At 45.5% G+C, this 17,181-nt stretch carries 16 protein-coding genes and 1 riboswitch; of the genes, 15 read left to right on the top strand and 1 reads right to left on the bottom strand.

Translation table 11 applies throughout. The features are described from left to right. Positions 1 to 108: 108 nt before the first annotated feature. Positions 109 to 214, top strand: a riboswitch (SAM riboswitch). A gap of 154 nt (positions 215 to 368) precedes the next feature. The 7 genes from V6D44_RS01500 (at position 369) to sirC (ending at position 6,076) form a co-directional block, all read left to right on the top strand. Next, entirely contained in the window at positions 369 to 1,070 is a 702-nt protein-coding gene (locus V6D44_RS01500; RefSeq protein WP_087992112.1) for a phosphoadenylyl-sulfate reductase, read from the top strand. 11 nt (positions 1,071 to 1,081) lie between these two features. Continuing rightward, positions 1,082 to 2,146 (top strand): sulfate permease, encoded by a 1,065-nt coding sequence (gene cysP, locus V6D44_RS01495; RefSeq protein WP_087992111.1) that lies wholly within the window; start codon positions 1,082 to 1,084, stop codon positions 2,144 to 2,146. Positions 2,147 to 2,194: 48 nt separating this feature from the next. Then, positions 2,195 to 3,343: a sulfate adenylyltransferase gene (gene sat / locus V6D44_RS01490; RefSeq protein WP_087992110.1), complete on the top strand. Its 1,149-nt coding sequence runs from the start codon at positions 2,195 to 2,197 to the stop codon at positions 3,341 to 3,343. 12 nt (positions 3,344 to 3,355) lie between these two features. Further along, entirely contained in the window at positions 3,356 to 3,943 is a 588-nt protein-coding gene (gene cysC / locus V6D44_RS01485) for an adenylyl-sulfate kinase (RefSeq protein ID WP_087992109.1), read from the top strand. 102 nt (positions 3,944 to 4,045) lie between these two features. After that, positions 4,046 to 4,819: a uroporphyrinogen-III C-methyltransferase gene (cobA, locus tag V6D44_RS01480; protein WP_087992108.1), complete on the top strand. Its 774-nt coding sequence runs from the start codon at positions 4,046 to 4,048 to the stop codon at positions 4,817 to 4,819. A gap of 2 nt (positions 4,820 to 4,821) precedes the next feature. After that, the gene (gene sirB, locus V6D44_RS01475; protein ID WP_087992107.1) at positions 4,822 to 5,607 is read left to right on the top strand and encodes a sirohydrochlorin chelatase; all 786 of its coding nucleotides are present in this window, start codon (positions 4,822 to 4,824) and stop codon (positions 5,605 to 5,607) included. After that, entirely contained in the window at positions 5,588 to 6,076 is a 489-nt protein-coding gene (gene sirC, locus V6D44_RS01470; protein ID WP_333516235.1) for a precorrin-2 dehydrogenase, read from the top strand. The genes sirB and sirC overlap by 20 nt, the downstream gene beginning before the upstream one ends. A 239-nt stretch (positions 6,077 to 6,315) precedes the next feature. Here the strand turns inward: sirC and rqcH are convergent, their stop codons facing one another. Beyond that, entirely contained in the window at positions 6,316 to 8,028 is a 1,713-nt protein-coding gene (rqcH, locus tag V6D44_RS01465) for a tRNA modification protein RqcH (RefSeq protein ID WP_333516234.1), read from the bottom strand. 119 nt (positions 8,029 to 8,147) lie between these two features. Between rqcH and V6D44_RS01460 the strand changes: the two genes are divergently transcribed. The 8 genes from V6D44_RS01460 (at position 8,148) to def (ending at position 17,177) form a co-directional block, all read left to right on the top strand. Beyond that, a complete protein-coding gene (locus tag V6D44_RS01460; protein WP_202327691.1) occupies positions 8,148 to 10,820 on the top strand; it encodes a calcium-translocating P-type ATPase, SERCA-type in 2,673 nt (890 codons plus the stop codon). Between the two features lie 81 nt (positions 10,821 to 10,901). Beyond that, entirely contained in the window at positions 10,902 to 11,777 is an 876-nt protein-coding gene (locus tag V6D44_RS01455) for a YicC/YloC family endoribonuclease (protein ID WP_087992103.1), read from the top strand. Positions 11,778 to 11,853: 76 nt separating this feature from the next. Further along, entirely contained in the window at positions 11,854 to 12,123 is a 270-nt protein-coding gene (remA, locus tag V6D44_RS01450; protein WP_003154355.1) for an extracellular matrix/biofilm regulator RemA, read from the top strand. A 7-nt stretch (positions 12,124 to 12,130) separates the two neighbouring features. Next, positions 12,131 to 12,745: a guanylate kinase gene (gene gmk / locus V6D44_RS01445; protein WP_010327898.1), complete on the top strand. Its 615-nt coding sequence runs from the start codon at positions 12,131 to 12,133 to the stop codon at positions 12,743 to 12,745. A 3-nt stretch (positions 12,746 to 12,748) separates the two neighbouring features. Beyond that, positions 12,749 to 12,952 (top strand): DNA-directed RNA polymerase subunit omega, encoded by a 204-nt coding sequence (gene rpoZ / locus V6D44_RS01440; protein ID WP_087992101.1) that lies wholly within the window; start codon positions 12,749 to 12,751, stop codon positions 12,950 to 12,952. A gap of 81 nt (positions 12,953 to 13,033) precedes the next feature. Continuing rightward, a complete protein-coding gene (gene coaBC, locus V6D44_RS01435; protein ID WP_333516233.1) occupies positions 13,034 to 14,254 on the top strand; it encodes a bifunctional phosphopantothenoylcysteine decarboxylase/phosphopantothenate--cysteine ligase CoaBC in 1,221 nt (406 codons plus the stop codon). Next, on the top strand, positions 14,251 to 16,668 hold the full coding sequence (gene priA, locus V6D44_RS01430; protein WP_333516232.1) for a primosomal protein N': 2,418 nt from the start codon (positions 14,251 to 14,253) through the stop codon (positions 16,666 to 16,668). The genes coaBC and priA overlap by 4 nt, the downstream gene beginning before the upstream one ends. 26 nt (positions 16,669 to 16,694) lie before the next feature. Next, a complete protein-coding gene (gene def / locus V6D44_RS01425; protein WP_087992098.1) occupies positions 16,695 to 17,177 on the top strand; it encodes a peptide deformylase in 483 nt (160 codons plus the stop codon). Positions 17,178 to 17,181 lie beyond the last annotated feature (4 nt).

Raw genomic sequence — 17,181 nt, 5'->3', positions numbered from 1 at the left:
CTTTCTGTACTTGAAAACAGGCCTTGCAGCCTGTTTTTTTATTAATCCTATAAAAAAAGTCGGGTTGACTTATGTTAGAATTGTGCTAAAATTTACTACAAATCTAAAAACTTATCAAGAGCGGCTGAGGGACTGGACCTATGAAGCCCGGCAACCTGCACAGTTTGTAAGGTGCTACTTCCAGCAAAATGAATTCCATTTTGAAAGATAAGGGCTACATGCTGTTCCTGTCTTTCTTTCCGCCGGATTGAAAGTTTTTTATTTTAAGAGGAAAAAAGGCTGACTGCAATAACCGCAGCCGCGCATTACAATTGGTAAAAGACAACCAGCAGAAAGCTACTGTTGTCTCCGAAAGGAGGAAAGAAGAAATGTTAACGTACGATAATTGGGAAGAACCAACGATTACGTTTCCGGAAGACGATCCTTATAAAGGAGCGCTGTCAGTTTTAAAGTGGGCATACGGCCATTACGGCAATCAGCTTGTTTATGCATGCAGTTTCGGAATTGAAGGAATCGTTCTGATTGACTTAATTTATAAAGTGAAAAAAGACGCAGAGATTGTGTTTCTTGATACAGGGCTTCATTTTAAAGAAACATATGAAACGATTGAACGAGTGAAAGAGCGTTATCCTGGTCTTCATATCATCCTGAAAAAACCAGACCTTACCCTTGAACAGCAAGCCGGTGAATATGGTGGCAAACTGTGGGAAAGAGAACCGAATCAATGCTGCTATCTCAGAAAGATCGTTCCTTTAAGAGAGGCGCTTTCGGGACATCCGGCCTGGCTTTCCGGTCTGCGCCGCGATCAAGGGCCAAGCCGTGCCAATACGAATTTCTTAAACAAAGATGAAAAATTCAAATCAGTAAAAGTATGCCCGCTTATCCATTGGACTTGGAAAGACATTTGGAGATACACATCCCGGAATGAGCTGGACTACAATCCGCTTCATGACCAAGGTTATCCAAGTATTGGCTGCGCGCCTTGTACGGCTCCTGCTTTTACCGCAGAAGATTTACGCTCAGGCAGATGGAATGGCATGGCGAAAACAGAATGCGGACTGCATGAATAAGGAGCTGCAAAATGGAACTAGCCGCTATTTTATTTAGCTTGTTTTTCGCGATGAATATTGGTGCAAGCGGCGCTGCAGCTTCGATGGGAGTTGCTTACGGCTCTGGAGCCATCAGAAAGAAAACCTACGCTTTGATCCTATGCGCAGTCGGTGTGCTAGCTGGGGCGGTCATTGGCGGGGGGGAGGTTGTAAAAACCATCAGTTCCGGAATTATCCCCGAGCAGACGATTACACTGACGATTGTTTGCATTATTATTGGAGCCGCTGCGCTGTCGCTCTTTACGGCTAATCTGCTCGGCATTCCTTTGTCGACAAGTGAAGTAACAGTCGGTGCTGTTGTCGGCGTGGGAGTCGCTTACAAAGTATTGTTTGTGAACAGCCTTCTGGTCATTGTGTCGTTTTGGGTTTTTGTCCCGCTGTTCGCTTTCGGCTTCACATATTTCGTATTTAAGCTGTTTCGTTATTTTAAGATTGAAATTAAATCTTCTAAAAAGCAAAAATTCCTTGGCATTGCATTGTTAGGTGCCGGATTTTTCGAAGCGTTCTCTGCCGGCATGAACAACGTGGCGAATGCCGTTGGCCCGTTAGTGGCGGCCGGTGTGCTGGATGTCGCGAAAGGAACTTTGTACGGAGGAGCGTTTGTTGCTCTTGGCGCGCTGTTATTAGGCCGGCGTGTGTTAGAAACAAACGGGAAGAAAATTACGAGATTCTCAAAAGGAGAAGGCATTCTCTTATCCGGTACGGGAGCGGGACTGGTGATCATCAGTTCGGTATTTGGGATGCCGGTGCCTTTGGCGCAAGTCACTTCATCGTCTATTATCGGAATAGGCATGGCAAAAAACGGTCCGAATGTGTTCCATAAACAAGTTGTTCAAACGATGCTGAAGGTATGGATTGTATCGCCGTTTTTATCTTTATCGATTTCTTATATGCTTGTATCCTTGTTTTTAAAAGCGGATTATTATTCAATCTTTATTATGGTAAGCGTGCTCTTAGCGACGGTCGGTGCCGTCAGCCTGATGAAGGCCATACGTAAAGAGAGACGCTCTGTCCACGAACAAGGCGGGGGAATCTGATCATTAATCTGAGTTTTTTTATATGTTAACTAGGAGGAAATAGATATTATGAGTTTAGCACCTCACGGAGGAACATTAGTAAACAGAGTAGATGAATCATTTGATGTAAGCAGCATTCAAAAAGAAATTGAACTTGATTTAATTTCTTTTGCCGATTTAGAGTTGATTGGAATCGGCGGCTACAGCCCGATCGAAGGCTTCTTTAATGAAAAGGATTACGTATCTGTTGTGGAAAACATGCGTCTTTCTTCCGGTGTTGTCTGGTCTCTGCCGATCACGCTCCCGGTAGGCGCGCAAAAAGCAGCTGAACTGTCAGTCGGTGAAACGGTAAAGTTAACGTATGAAGGAGACACATACGGCGTTATCCAAATTGAAGACCTGTACGTGCCAGACAAACAAAAAGAAGCGGTCAATGTGTACAAAACCGATGATCAGGAACACCCGGGTGTTAAAAAGCTGTTCAGCCGCGGCGATACATATGTCGGCGGACCGATCACATTGATTAAAAAAGCTTCAAAACAGTTCCCTGAATTTACGTTTGAACCGGCAGAAACAAGACGCCAGTTTGCGGAAAATGGCTGGGAAACAATTGTCGGTTTCCAAACAAGAAATCCTGTTCACAGAGCACATGAATACATTCAAAAAACGGCTCTTGAAACAGTAGACGGTTTGTTCTTAAACCCGCTGGTAGGTGAAACAAAATCTGATGACATCCCAGCTGATGTGCGGATGGAAAGCTACCAAGTGCTTCTTGACAATTATTATCCGAAAGACCGCGTGTTCCTCGGCGTCTTCTTAGCGGCGATGCGTTATGCAGGACCGAGAGAAGCGATTTTCCACGCGCTTGTCAGAAAGAACTACGGCTGCACGCATTTCATCGTCGGCCGCGATCACGCGGGTGTAGGTGACTATTACGGAACATACGAAGCACAGGAGCTGTTTGACACATTTAAACCTGAAGAGCTCGGGATTACACCGCTGAAATTCGAGCACAGCTTCTTCTGTGAAAAATGCGGGAATATGGGAACCGCGAAAACTTGCCCTCACGGCAGAGAGCATCACGTGATTTTATCAGGCACTAAGGTAAGAGGCATGCTGAGAGACGGTGTGCTGCCGCCTGCTGAATTCAGCCGCGCAGAAGTCGTAGAAGTGTTAATCAAAGGGATGAAGAAAAAAGAAGAAGCAGGCGTATTTTAAGGAGGACTGGCAGTGACAAATCGCGATATCGTATGGCATGAAGCCTCTATTACAAAAGAGGAGTACCAGCAAAAAAACAAGCATAAAAGCTCTATTCTCTGGCTGACAGGGTTAAGCGGTTCAGGCAAATCAACCATTGCCAATGCCGCTGCGAGAGAATTGTTTGAGCTGGGCTACCAAGTCATTGTGCTGGACGGGGATAATATCCGTCACGGCTTAAATAAGGATCTTGGTTTTTCAGATGAAGACCGTAAAGAAAACATCCGCCGAATCGGAGAGGTGGCAAAGTTGTTTGTTCAGCAGGGCACCATTGTGATCACTGCTTTTATCTCTCCTTTCCGCGAGGACAGAGAACAGGTTCGCCAGCTTGTAGAAGCAGGCGAATTCAATGAGGTATACATTAAATGCGACCTCGATATTTGTGAACAAAGAGATCCGAAAGGGCTCTACAAAAAAGCAAGAAACGGGGAAATTCCCTTCTTCACAGGAATTGATTCTCCTTATGAAGAGCCGGAAGCACCGGAGCTTGTTCTTGATTCAGGACAGCATGACCGTGAAGCGTGTAAAAACCAGCTGATCGAGTTTGTCAAAAAAAATTGAGCTAGTATGATCTGCTGTGTTCTTCTCAGGTGCCGGAATGCAAGCGAGAACAACATTACAGCGAATGTTCTGGAAGAACTCGAATAGATCGGGGGAAATACGATGGGGAAAGTATATATTGTAGGAGCGGGTCCCGGAGACCCTGATCTGCTGACAATTAAAGCGCTGAAAGCCATTGAAAAAGCTGATGTCATCTTATATGACAGATTAGTAAATAAAGAGATTTTACAATATGCCAAAGAGCAAGCAGACCTGATCTACTGCGGGAAGCTTCCAGATTTTCATACGATGAAGCAAGAAACCATCAATCGATTTCTTGTGAAGTATGCGCAAAAAGGAAAAACCGTTGTCAGACTGAAAGGCGGAGACCCTTTTGTGTTCGGCAGAGGGGGAGAAGAAGCGGAATGCCTCTCAGAAAACGGAATTCCGTTTGAAATCATCCCCGGCATTACGTCAGGAATTGCGGCAGCTGCCTATGCCGGGATTCCTGTTACTCATCGTGATGCGGGCTCTAACGTCGCTTTTGTAACGGGTCATTATAAAAAAGAAGAGGATTTTGAGGAAAAGTGGAAAGCGCTGGCTACAGGAATTGATACACTTGTTATCTATATGGGTATCAAAAACATACAGCAGATTGAAAGAAAGCTCCTTGAAAACGGCCGGGACGGATCTACGCCGGCAGCCTTTATTCACTGGGGAACAACGGACAAGCAAAAAACTGTTTTTTGTACAGTTGATACCCTTTCAGAAACGGTGATAAAAGAGGACATTAAAAATCCGAGTTTAATTGTCGTTGGAAATGTTGTAAATTATCACTATAAGCTGGAATGGTTTGAGTCTGAACTGAAAAAACAAGATTTAAGCGAGGCGTTGTAAAAATGAAACAAGCAATTTTATATGTCGGCCACGGCAGCCGGGTGAAAAAGGCGCAGCAAGAAGCCGCGGCCTTTTTGGAAGGATGCAAGGCGCACGTCTCTGCGCCTGTACAGGAAATCAGCTTTTTAGAGCTTCAGGAGCCGACAATTGAGACAGGGTTTGAAGCATGTGTGAAACAAGGCGCCACTCATATCGCAGTGGTGCCTCTGCTTCTTTTAACAGCTGCGCATGCAAAACATGATATTCCGGAAGAAATTGCGCGTGCCGCATCTCGGTATCCTTCGGTCCGCGTTTCATATGGAAGGCCGATCGGAATTGACGAAGAAGTAGTCAAAGCCGTATACCACCGAATGAAAGACATAGGTGTTCCGTATGAAAATGCCAGAGTCGTGCTCATCGGAAGGGGAAGTTCAGATCCCGAAGTCAAAAGAGATGTAACCGGTATTGCCAACCTTCTCCAAAATATGATTCCGGTCAAGGAGGTCATCCCGTGCTTTTTGACAGCATGCGGCCCGAATTACAAAGAGATTTTTTCGAAACTTAAAGAAGATGACGGCATAACAACCTTTATCGTTCCCTATTTGCTTTTTACGGGCATGCTGATGAATGAAATCGAACGAGAGTTTCAGGAATTAAAAGCTGTTAATCCGAATGTTTATCTCTCCTCCTATATCGGTTTCCACCCTCACGTGAAAAACGCATTTTTGAATCGTGTGAGCGAAACCGCTGCAAACCCTAAAGGACAATTTGATTTTGACGGAGGTTCATATGCTCCCGCTGCATATTAGCCTGGAGAAGAAAAAGGTTGTCATTGCAGGAGGCGGCGGCATCGCTCTCAGAAGACTGGAAACGGTGCTCTCAGAGGGAGCTGATATTACGCTTGTCAGTCCGGATGTTGAACCGGAAATCAAGCAGATGGCAGACAATCGCCGCATCAGATGGGTCAGACGTACGATTGAAAAAGAAGATTATCTCGATGCGTTTTTGATTATAGCCGCAACGGATAATGCGGCAGTCAACAAAGAGATTGCTCAAACCGCTTCGCCATTTCAGCTTGTCAATTGTGTCAGTGATGCTGAGCTTGGCAATGTGTACATACCGAAAATCGTAAAAAGAGGGCATGTTACGGTATCTGTTTCTACAAACGGAGCCAGCCCAAAGCACACAAAGGAGCTGGCTGAAAAAGTGGGTGAGCTGATTGACGGCGGTTTTGTCGCTGAAGTTGACAGACTTTATCAGACGAGAAGAAAGAAATAAGCCAGAGCATACAAATGCTCTGGCTTCAGATTGTTGACAAAACCCTAAAACGGTTTTCGTTTTAGGGTTTTGTCGTTTTTTCAGCGTGATTGAAAACCCTTGAAGTCTAGGAAGGACGAGCCTCGGAGCGCAGCGAATGTCGGAATTCGTGAGCACCGACGCGCGGGCCTGACAACGAATGCATTGTCGACACGCTGGCCAGAGCATACAAAGCTCTGGCTTTTCTTTATCCATGCGGTTCAGCTTTTTTTCAGCTTGATGACAGTATCAGCATCAGGTGTAACAAAGACGGTATGCTGGCTATCATAGGTGACGAAGCCGGGCTTCGCGCCGTTCGGTTTTTTAACATGCCTGATTTTTGTATAGTCTACAGGCACTGAACTTGAATCTTTAGCTTTTGAAAAATAAGCAGCAATCGTCGCGGCTTCCATGATTGTTTGCTCATCCGGCTCGCTGCTTCTGATCACAACGTGGGAGCCTGGAATATCCTTCGTGTGAAGCCAAATATCGTCTCTGGCTGCGGCTCTTGTCGTTAAATACTCATTTTGGCGGTTGTTTTTACCAACTAAAATTGTCAGGCCCGAAGAGGATTCATATGTTTCCAAAACCGGGTTGTGCGGTTTTTGTTTTTTCTGTCCTTTTTGCTGCTTAGGGCGTAAATATTTGCCTTCTACAAGCTCCTCCCTGATTTCGCTAATATCTCGAGGAGAAGCGGATGAAAGCTGCTGAATCAGCTGATCAAAGTATTCAATCTCTTCCTGTGCCAGCCTGATTTGCTCCTCGACAACTGCGACCGAATTTTTTGCTTTCTGATACTTCGTGAAGTAGGCCTGTGCGTTTTCAGAAGGCGATTTGTTAGGATTTAAAGGAATCGTGATTGTCGGGCTTTTTTCATCGTAATAATTAATGACCTCAGCCTGTTTATCACCTTTTTTCAGCCTATATAAATGAGCAGTTAAAAGCTCCCCGTATAGCTGAAATTCCTTCGCGTTTTCCGAATACTCCAGTGTTTTTTCTAATTTTTTGATTTTGTTGGCATTTTTCTTCCGTTCATTGACTACAAACCGTTCAAGGTCCTGTGCCTGCTGTTTAACGCGGTCTCGTTCAGCTTTTCCGAAATAAAAACGGTCGAGCAGCTCGCTTAATGAATCAAACCGGCGCGCTTCACCTTTTAAATGAGTCAGCTCCAGCAGATAAAAATATTCCTTTCCATTTACAGTCGTAATGTTTGGAATGAATCGGTGTTCTTTTACTTTCGCAAACAGCTCCAGCAGCGCTTTTGGCAGTGTGACTTTGTTGGCCAGAGCCGCTCTGTGGACCGTTTCTTTGGCAAAGAGCGGAGACACACCTGAAAAGTGGTCGACAATTTGTTTATCAAGCCGACCTTCTTGAAAACTGAGATGACGCAAAATGTGATCTTCTGTCGCCTCGAACGGCGAGATTTTGTCCTGTGCCGGCGGAAGCTTATAATCGTGGCCGGGCAGTACTGTACGGTAGCTGTTCATTGACGGAGATAAATGCTTAAGTCCGTCGATGATCAGATTTTCAGTTCCATCTGTCAAAATGATATTGCTGTGGCGTCCCATAATTTCCACATAAAGCTTCCGAACTGTTTCATCGCCTATTTCGTTCCGGCTTTTAATATGAAAAATCATAATGCGGTCTAAGCCCGCTTGTTCAATTTTCTCGATAAATCCGCCTTCGATATGCTTTCTCAGCAGCATGCAAAACATTGGTGGTTCGCTTGGGTTTTCATAAGCTTGCGTCGTGATGTGCACCCGTGAATAGCTCGGGTGTGCCGATAATAATAGTTTTTGGTTTTTTCCATTCGCGCGAATGTGAAAAATCACATCATGCTTATATGGCTGATGGACTTTCGTAATTCGCCCGCCCATGATTTTCTCGTTAAGTTCGTGTGTCATTCCGTATGTAAACATGCCATCAAACGACATATGCAATACACCCTCTCATTCTTCCTGCATTCGATAATTATAGCATGAAATGGGACGAGTCAGAATAAGCATGCTTATAGAGTGATATCTCTATAAGAGCAGGGGAGTGGACGAGCGGAATGAAGTTTCATGAAATGGGGCAAACAGATTTACTAGAGGCAACCAATACGTCCATGAAACAAGGATTAACAGAAAAAGAGGTGAAAAAACGCCTCGACAAGCATGGGCCAAACGAGCTAGCAGAAGGGAAAAAAACATCAGCGCTTCTCTTGTTTTTCGCGCAGTTCAAAGATTTTATGGTGCTTGTGCTTCTGGCGGCAACGTTAATCTCAGGATTTCTTGGTGAATACGTAGACGCGGTTGCGATTATTGCGATTGTGTTTGTGAATGGCATACTCGGTTTCTTTCAAGAAAGGCGTGCTGAGCAATCTCTTCAGGCTTTAAAAGAGCTTTCAACACCACATGTCATGGCGCTCAGGGGAGGAAGCTGGATAAAGATTCCTTCTAAAGAACTTGTGCCGGGGGATATTGTGAAATTTACAAGTGGTGACAGAATTGGCGCGGACGTTCGAATTGTTGAAGCGAAAAGCCTTGAAATAGAAGAATCAGCGCTGACCGGGGAATCAATCCCGGTTGTGAAGCATGCCGACAAATTAAAAAAACCGGATGTTTCGCTCGGTGATATTACGAATATGGCATTTATGGGAACGATTGTGACCCGCGGCAGCGGTATCGGGGTCGTCGTCGGAACAGGAATGAATACGGCAATGGGGAAAATTGCCGATATGCTTGAATCGGCGGGGACACTGTCAACACCGCTGCAAAGACGACTGGAGCAGCTCGGGAAGATTTTAATTGTTGTTGCGTTGCTGCTGACGGTACTTGTCGTTGCTGTCGGTGTCATTCAGGGCCATGATCTGTACAGTATGTTTTTAGCGGGTGTGTCGCTGGCTGTAGCTGCTATTCCGGAGGGGCTCCCGGCGATTGTGACAGTGGCGCTGTCACTTGGCGTACAGCGGATGATTAAGCAAAAATCAATCGTAAGAAAGCTCCCTGCGGTTGAAACGCTTGGATGTGCATCTATCATTTGTTCAGATAAAACAGGGACAATGACGCAAAACAAAATGACGGTGACACATGTCTGGTCCGGAGGAAAAACATGGAGAGTAACAGGGGCCGGCTATGAACCGAATGGAAGCTTCACACTGAACGAAAAAGAGATCAGTGTCAATGAGCATATGCCGCTTCAGCAGATGCTGCTGTTCGGAGCGCTTTGTAACAACTCCAATATTGAGAAAAGAGACGGCGTATATGTGCTTGACGGAGATCCGACAGAGGGGGCGCTGCTTACCGCGGCGAGAAAAGGCGGTTTTTCTAAGGAGTTTGTTGAATCTCATTATCGGGTGATTGATGAGTTTCCGTTTGATTCTGTACGCAAAATGATGACTGTCATTGTAGAGGATCAGGACAGAAAACGGTATATCATTACAAAAGGTGCACCGGATGTGCTGATGCAGCGTTCTTCCCGTATTTATTATGACGGCTCAGCGGCTCTTTTCTCTAATGAGAGAAAAGCAGAAACAGAGTCGGTATTAAGACATTTGGCATCCCAGGCGCTCAGAACGATAGCAGTTGCCTACAAGCCGATTAAAGCAGGTGAAACACCGTCTATGGAGCAGGCGGAAAAAGATTTGACGATGCTCGGCCTTTCAGGCATTATTGATCCGCCGCGGCCGGAAGTCAGACAGGCGATTAAAGAATGCCGTGAAGCGGGAATCAAGACTGTCATGATTACAGGCGATCATCTGGAGACCGCTAAAGCGATAGCGAAAGACTTGCGCCTCCTTCCGAAAAGCGGCAAAATCATGGACGGCCAGATGCTGAATGAACTTTCTCAAGAAGAGCTTTCTCATGTGGTGGAGGATGTGTATGTATTTGCACGCGTTTCTCCTGAGCATAAACTGAAAATCGTGAAAGCTTACCAGGAAAACGGGCATATTGTGGCGATGACGGGAGACGGCGTCAATGACGCCCCTGCCATTAAACAAGCTGACATCGGAGTCGCTATGGGCATTACCGGGACAGATGTGGCCAAAGAAGCGTCATCCCTCGTTCTCGCGGATGATAATTTTGCGACGATCAAGTCAGCGATAAAAGAGGGCAGAAACATCTATGAGAATATCAGAAAGTTCATCAGATACCTGTTGGCTTCTAACGTCGGAGAAATCCTTGTCATGCTGTTTGCGATGCTGCTTGCCCTTCCTTTGCCGCTCGTGCCGATTCAGATTTTGTGGGTCAACTTGGTGACGGACGGATTGCCGGCAATGGCGCTCGGCATGGATCAGCCGGAAGGAGACGTGATGAAGCGGAAGCCTCGTCATCCGAAAGAAGGGGTATTTGCCCGCAAGCTTGGATGGAAGGTCGTCTCCAGAGGATTTTTAATCGGAGCTGCCACTATTTTAGCGTTTATCATTGTATATCACCGGAATCCGGAGAATTTGGCTTACGCCCAGACGATTGCGTTTGCAACATTGGTGCTGGCTCAGCTGATTCACGTTTTTGACTGTCGCAGCGAGACCTCTGTTTTTTCCAGAAATCCGTTTGAAAACCTGTACTTAATAGGCGCAGTATTGTCATCTATGTTGCTGATGCTTGTCGTCATCTACTATCCGCCGCTTCAGCCGATTTTTCATACGGTAGCCATCACACCGGGAGACTGGATGCTCGTCATCGGCATGTCCGCCATTCCTACTTTTTTGCTAGCTGGGTCACTTTTGACAAGAAAAAAATAAATTCATATGATATAATCTTAGGGGTAATAGCATGTCTATTGCCCTTTTATTATAGAACAGGGAAGAATTGGGTGTTTTAAAATGATACGAAGTATGACAGGCTTCGGCAGTGCAAGCAAAACACAAGATGATCTCTCTGTAAGCGTTGAACTTAAATCTGTGAACTATAGATTTAAAGAAGTGAACGCTCGTTTGCCAAGGCCTTTGCTATATTTTGAAGATAAACTGAAACAGACCATTCTGCAGCATATCCAGCGCGGAAGAATTGAACTTTTTGTGTCCATTGACAGCGATATGCTTGTTGAGAAAAGGCTTGAAATTGATTGGCCGCTGCTCGATGAATATGTCGCAGCCGCGGGAGATATGAAGAAGCGGTATCAATTGGCTGCAGAGCCTGAAGTAATGGATTTCTTTAAGCTTGACCATGTCGTCCAGATTCATGAAGAACAGACGCAAAATGACAAGCTGGAGGCGTTAATCACCGCTGCTGCAGAGGAAGCGGTAAAAGGGCTCTGTGAAATGCGTGAAAAAGAGGGATTGCTTTTAGCAAAAGACTGCCTGATGCATATTGATCAGCTTGAAGAGCTGGTGAATGAAACTGAATTGCTGGCAGCCGATGTCGTATCTCGCTACCGGGAACGGCTGTACGCCAGAATAAAAGAATGGACTGAAGACGTGTTAGACGAGAGCCGGCTTGTAACAGAATGCGCTATTTTTGCAGACCGCTCTGATATCTCTGAAGAGATTACCAGGCTGAAGAGCCACTTCGCCCAATTTCGTGATATATTAGCTGGTGGAGGAGCTGTCGGGCGCAAACTCGATTTTCTCGTTCAGGAGCTGAACCGGGAAGCAAATACAATCGGCTCAAAAGCAAATGATCATCAGATCACAAAGCTTGTCGTCGAAATGAAAAGTTCTATTGAAAAAATAAAAGAACAAGTGCAAAATATAGAATAGTGACTGTGCGTATTGTTTACAGACGGTCTTACTAGGCTAAACTAGAGACGTCTACTTTACAGGGGGAACGTAGAAGATGACGATTAAACTGATTAATATCGGATTTGGCAATATTATCTCCGCCAATCGGATGATTTCGATTGTCAGCCCGGAGTCTGCGCCAATCAAACGGATGATCCAGGATGCAAGAGACCGCGGAATGCTAATTGACGCTACATACGGGCGAAGAACCCGTGCAGTTGTCGTCATGGATAGTGATCACATTATCTTATCTGCCGTCCAGCCTGAGACAGTTGCACACAGACTTTCTGTTAAAGAAGAAATTATGGATGAAGGGCAGGGATAGTTGCCGCATGAAAGAAAGAGGGTTATTAATCGTTCTCTCAGGTCCCTCAGGAGTTGGTAAAGGAACGGTTCGGCAAGCGATCTTTTCGCAGGAAGACACAAAATTTGAATATTCGATCTCGGTAACCACAAGAAGTCCGCGAGAGGGCGAAGTGAACGGAGTCGATTATTTTTTCAAAACGAGAGAAGAATTCGAACAAATGATTGCAGACAACAAGCTGCTTGAATGGGCGGAGTATGTCGGCAATTATTACGGCACTCCTGTCGATTATGTTGAACAGACGCTTCAAGATGGAAAAGATGTCTTTTTAGAAATCGAAGTTCAAGGCGCTCTTCAAGTGAGAAATGCTTTCCCGGAAGGCCTGTTTATTTTCCTTGCGCCTCCAAGCCTTTCTGAACTGAAGAACAGAATCGTGACACGGGGAACGGAAACAGACGCTCTGATTGAAAATCGAATGAAAGCCGCAAAAGCTGAGATCGAAATGATGGATGCTTATGATTATGTCGTTGAAAACGATAATGTCGAAAAGGCTTGCGACAAAATCAAAGCAATCGTTCTCGCTGAACATTTGAAGCGGGAGCGCGTTGCACCGAGATATAAGAAAATGCTGGAGGTTGAATAACAGATGTTAGATCCGTCGATTGACTCATTAATGAATAAATTAGATTCCAAATACACGCTCGTGACTGTTTCTGCGAGACGTGCGCGTGAAATGCAAATCAAAAAAGATCAATTGATTGAACATACGATTTCACACAAATATGTAGGCAAAGCTTTAGAAGAAATTGATGCAGGCCTGCTTTCGTTTGAAAAGGAAGACCGCGAATAGTAGCACAAGTAGCAACCTATATCATGTAGGTTGTTATTTTTTTCCGTGCGGTTTTTGTAAAGTGCAGAGGGGGAGAAGTCATTGCTTAACAATCGGAATGTGTTACTTTGCGTGAGCGGAGGCATCGCTGTTTATAAAGCCTGTGCGTTAACGAGCAAGCTGGTTCAGGCAGGAGCAAATGTCAAAGTGATTATGACTGAATCAGCATGCCGATTCGTCTCACCGCTGACATTTCAGGCATTGAGCCGCCATGAAGTATATACAGATACATTTAAAGAACAGAATCCAAGTGTCATATCTCATATTGATGCTGCAGACTGGGCCGACTTGATTATCGTGGCACCGGCTACGGCTAATGTGATTGGAAAATTGGCAAACGGCATCGCCGATGATATGCTGACGACCACGTTGTTAGCGGCAACGGCTCCCGTATGGATCGCGCCGGCGATGAATGTTCACATGTATGACCACCCGGCAGTCAAACGAAATATCTCTGTTCTGAATAAGGATGGTTATCGTTTTATTGAGCCGAGTGAGGGCTATTTAGCGTGCGGTTATGTAGGGAAAGGCAGATTGGAAGAGCCAGAAAATATCGTGGAGCTAGCCGAAAAGCATTTTGCTGAAGAAAAAATTGCTCCCTTGGAGGGCAAACATGTGGTCATTACAGCTGGCCCGACACGGGAAGCGATTGATCCTGTCCGATTTTTCACCAATAAATCAACGGGTAAAATGGGATACGCATTAGCGGGGGCTGCTGTTCAGCTCGGCGCACAGGTAACCTTAATCTCTGGCCCTGTTTCACTTGATCAGCCTAAAGGTCTGGCTCAGTTCATTCCTGTTCAATCTGCTGCGGATATGCGCGATGCGGTGCTCTCTGTGTATGACTCAAGTGATATTGTCATTAAAACAGCTGCGGTAGCCGATTTTACGCCGAAAACCGTATTTGACCATAAAATGAAAAAACAAGACGGCGATATGACCTTTGAATTGACAAGAACGGTTGATATTTTAAGAGAATTGGGCGAGAAAAAGCAGTCCCAGCTTTTAGTTGGTTTCGCCGCTGAAACACAAGACGTTGAACACTATGCGCGCAAAAAGCTCGCCGCTAAAAATCTTGATATGATTGTGGCAAATGATGTGAAAGCAAATGGGGCCGGTTTTGGTGCTGATACGAATATCGTGACAATCTTTTTCGAAGACGGGCGCAAACGCGAGCTTCCGATGATGTCTAAGCTCGATGTTTCTTTTGAAATCCTCCAGGAAATCGCAGTCCTCTCAAAACAAACTGGAGAGCAATCATGAATTTTGCCGAGGTCATCGTTGATGTCAGCACTAAAAATATTGACAGGCCTTTTGATTATAAAATCCCGGACCATCTCAAAGGCATGATTAAAACGGGCATGCGGGTCATTGTTCCATTTGGCCCCCGTAAAATTCAAGGGTTTGTGACAGCTGTGAAAGAAGCATCTGATCTCTCGGGGAAATCTGTCAAGGAAGTAGAGGATTTATTAGATCTTACACCTGTTTTGACAGAGGAGCTGATGAATTTGTCATCATGGCTGTCCGACAAAACGCTGTCTTTTAAAATAACGGCGCTTCAAGTGATGCTGCCTGCCGCATTAAAGGCAAAATATGAAAAAGAACTAAAAATCACACAGGGCGCCGATCTTCCGCCGCAAGTGGATCGGCTGTTTTCTGAAACAAAGACTCTGCTGTATTCAGATATACCCGATCACGATACGCTGAAACTGATTCAAAAGCATGTTCAAAAAGGCAGCATTGACGTGACATATAAAGTCGCGCAAAAAACGAATAAAAAAGTGGTCAGGCATATTCAGGCAAATGCGAATTTAGAAGAGCTTGCCAAGCAAGCAGAGGAATTATCCCGCCAAGCAGCCAAGCAGCAGGCGATTCTTCACTTTTTCATCGCTGAGCCGGAAGGTGTAAAAATTCCTGCGGCGGATTTGTGCAAAAAAACGGGTGCAAGCTCTGCGACCATCAAAACCCTTATCCAAAAGGGGCTTTTGAAGGAAAGCTATGAAGAGGTTTACAGAGATCCCTATCAGGACAAAATGTTCAAAAAAACAGAGCCGCTCCCGCTGACAGACGAACAGAGCGCTGCCTTTCAGCCAATGCGCCAGACATTGGAAAACGATGAACATAAAGTGTTCCTCCTTCACGGCGTGACAGGAAGTGGAAAAACGGAAATTTATTTGCAATCGATTGAAAAAGTACTGGCGAAAGGAAAAGAAGCCATCGTCCTCGTACCGGAAATATCGCTGACGCCGCAGATGGTCAATCGCTTTAAGGGCCGTTTCGGCTCTCAGGTGGCAGTCATGCACAGCGGATTATCCACAGGAGAAAAATATGACGAGTGGCGCAAAATCCACCGGAAGGAAGTGCGGCTTGTCGTCGGCGCCAGATCGGCTATTTTTGCTCCGTTTGAAAATCTTGGCATGATTATCATCGATGAAGAGCATGAGTCCTCTTATAAACAAGAAGAAATGCCGCGCTATCATGCGAAAGAGGTTGCGATCAAGCGGGCTGAGCATCACAGCTGTCCCGTTGTGTTAGGCAGTGCTACGCCGACATTAGAGTCATATGCACGGGCCCAAAAGGGCGTGTATGAACTTCTTTCGCTGAAGCATCGCGTTAACCAACAGGTGATGCCTGAGGTTTCGCTTGTCGATATGAGAGAGGAGCTCAGAAACGGCAATCGCTCAATGTTTTCAGTTGAATTAATGGAACAGCTTGAAGAAACGATTGCCAAGGGTGAGCAGGCGGTGCTGTTTTTAAATAAAAGAGGCTATTCTTCCTTTGTGATGTGCAGGGATTGCGGATATGTCCCGCAATGCCCGCACTGCGACATTTCCATGACGTATCATCGTTACGGCCAAAGGCTGAAATGCCATTATTGCGGACATGAAGAGCCTGTCCCGCATACTTGTCCCGAATGTGCAAGCGAGCATATCCGCTTTTTCGGGACGGGGACACAGCGAGTGGAGGAAGAACTGACAAAAGTTCTGCCAAATGCGAGAGTGATTCGGATGGATGTTGATACGACTTCAAGGAAGGGCGCCCATGAAAAATTATTGTCAGCTTTCGGAGAAGGAAAAGCGGATATTCTTCTCGGAACGCAAATGATCGCGAAAGGGCTTGATTTTCCCAATGTCACACTTGTCGGAGTGTTAAGTGCTGATACAACACTCCATATTCCTGATTTCAGATCGGCCGAAAAAACATTTCAGCTGTTAACGCAAGTGAGCGGCCGGGCAGGAAGGCATGAGAAACCCGGCCGTGTCATCATTCAAACGTACACACCGTCCCATTACAGCATCCAGCTGACGAAGTCGCACGATTATGAAACATTCTATCAGCATGAAATGGCGCACAGGAGAGAACAATCCTATCCGCCTTATTACTATTTGGCTCTTGTGACGGTTTCTCATGAGGAAGTGGCGAAAGCAGCTGTTACGGCTGAAAAAATCGCTCACTTTTTGAAAGCAAACTGCGGAGCTGACACGAAAATTCTCGGGCCTAGCGCGTCGCCGATAGCCCGGATCAAAGATAGATATCGCTATCAATGCGTGATAAAATACAAACAGGAAACCCAGTTATCCGCTTTATTGAAGAAGATACTGGAACATTATAAACGCGAAATTGAACAAAAGCATGTAATGATTTCAATTGATATGAATCCTTATATGATGATGTAAGATCTCACGTCTTGGAGGGTAACAAATTGGCTGTGAAAAAAGTCGTCACACATCCTGCGGAGGTTTTGGAAACCCCGACGGAAACCGTGACTGTTTTTGATAAAAAGCTAAAAAAACTGCTTGATGATATGTACGACACCATGCTTGAAATGGATGGGGTCGGACTGGCAGCGCCGCAGATCGGCATTTTAAAAAGAGCGGCTGTCGTAGACATCGGGGATGACAGCGGCAGAATGGATCTCGTTAATCCCGAGATTTTAGAAAAAAGCGGTGGGCAAACCGGAATTGAAGGATGCCTGAGCTTTCCCGGCGTCTATGGTGATGTCACACGTGCCGATTACGTCAAAGTGCGTGCATTTAACCGTCAGGGAAAACCGTTCATCCTGGAAGCGCGAGGCTTTTTAGCGAGGGCTGTGCAGCACGAAATGGACCATTTAGACGGTGTGCTGTTTACATCTAAAATAAGCAAATACTATACAGAAGATGAACTAGCGGATATGGAAGGATGATTTG

This window comes from Bacillus sp. 0209A (assembly GCF_036765095.1).
Taxonomy (GTDB): domain Bacteria; phylum Bacillota; class Bacilli; order Bacillales; family Bacillaceae; genus Bacillus; species Bacillus subtilis_G.
The sequence above is the reverse complement of the archived record's forward strand: the minus strand, read 5'-3'. Positions and strand labels throughout refer to the sequence as shown.

Bases quoted from the DNA above. Each gene is read 5' to 3' on its own strand.
- V6D44_RS01500 (WP_087992112.1), top strand. From the start codon at position 369: ATGTTAACGTACGATAATTGGGAAGAACCAACGATTACGTTTCCGGAA.
- cysP (WP_087992111.1), top strand. From the start codon at position 1,082: ATGGAACTAGCCGCTATTTTATTTAGCTTGTTTTTCGCGATGAATATT.
- sat (WP_087992110.1), top strand. From the start codon at position 2,195: ATGAGTTTAGCACCTCACGGAGGAACATTAGTAAACAGAGTAGATGAA.
- cobA (WP_087992108.1), top strand. From the start codon at position 4,046: ATGGGGAAAGTATATATTGTAGGAGCGGGTCCCGGAGACCCTGATCTG.
- sirB (WP_087992107.1), top strand. From the start codon at position 4,822: ATGAAACAAGCAATTTTATATGTCGGCCACGGCAGCCGGGTGAAAAAG.
- sirC (WP_333516235.1), top strand. From the start codon at position 5,588: ATGCTCCCGCTGCATATTAGCCTGGAGAAGAAAAAGGTTGTCATTGCA.
- rqcH (WP_333516234.1), bottom strand. From the start codon at position 8,028: ATGTCGTTTGATGGCATGTTTACATACGGAATGACACACGAACTTAAC.
- V6D44_RS01460 (WP_202327691.1), top strand. From the start codon at position 8,148: ATGAAGTTTCATGAAATGGGGCAAACAGATTTACTAGAGGCAACCAAT.
- V6D44_RS01455 (WP_087992103.1), top strand. From the start codon at position 10,902: ATGATACGAAGTATGACAGGCTTCGGCAGTGCAAGCAAAACACAAGAT.
- remA (WP_003154355.1), top strand. From the start codon at position 11,854: ATGACGATTAAACTGATTAATATCGGATTTGGCAATATTATCTCCGCC.
- gmk (WP_010327898.1), top strand. From the start codon at position 12,131: ATGAAAGAAAGAGGGTTATTAATCGTTCTCTCAGGTCCCTCAGGAGTT.
- rpoZ (WP_087992101.1), top strand. From the start codon at position 12,749: ATGTTAGATCCGTCGATTGACTCATTAATGAATAAATTAGATTCCAAA.
- priA (WP_333516232.1), top strand. From the start codon at position 14,251: ATGAATTTTGCCGAGGTCATCGTTGATGTCAGCACTAAAAATATTGAC.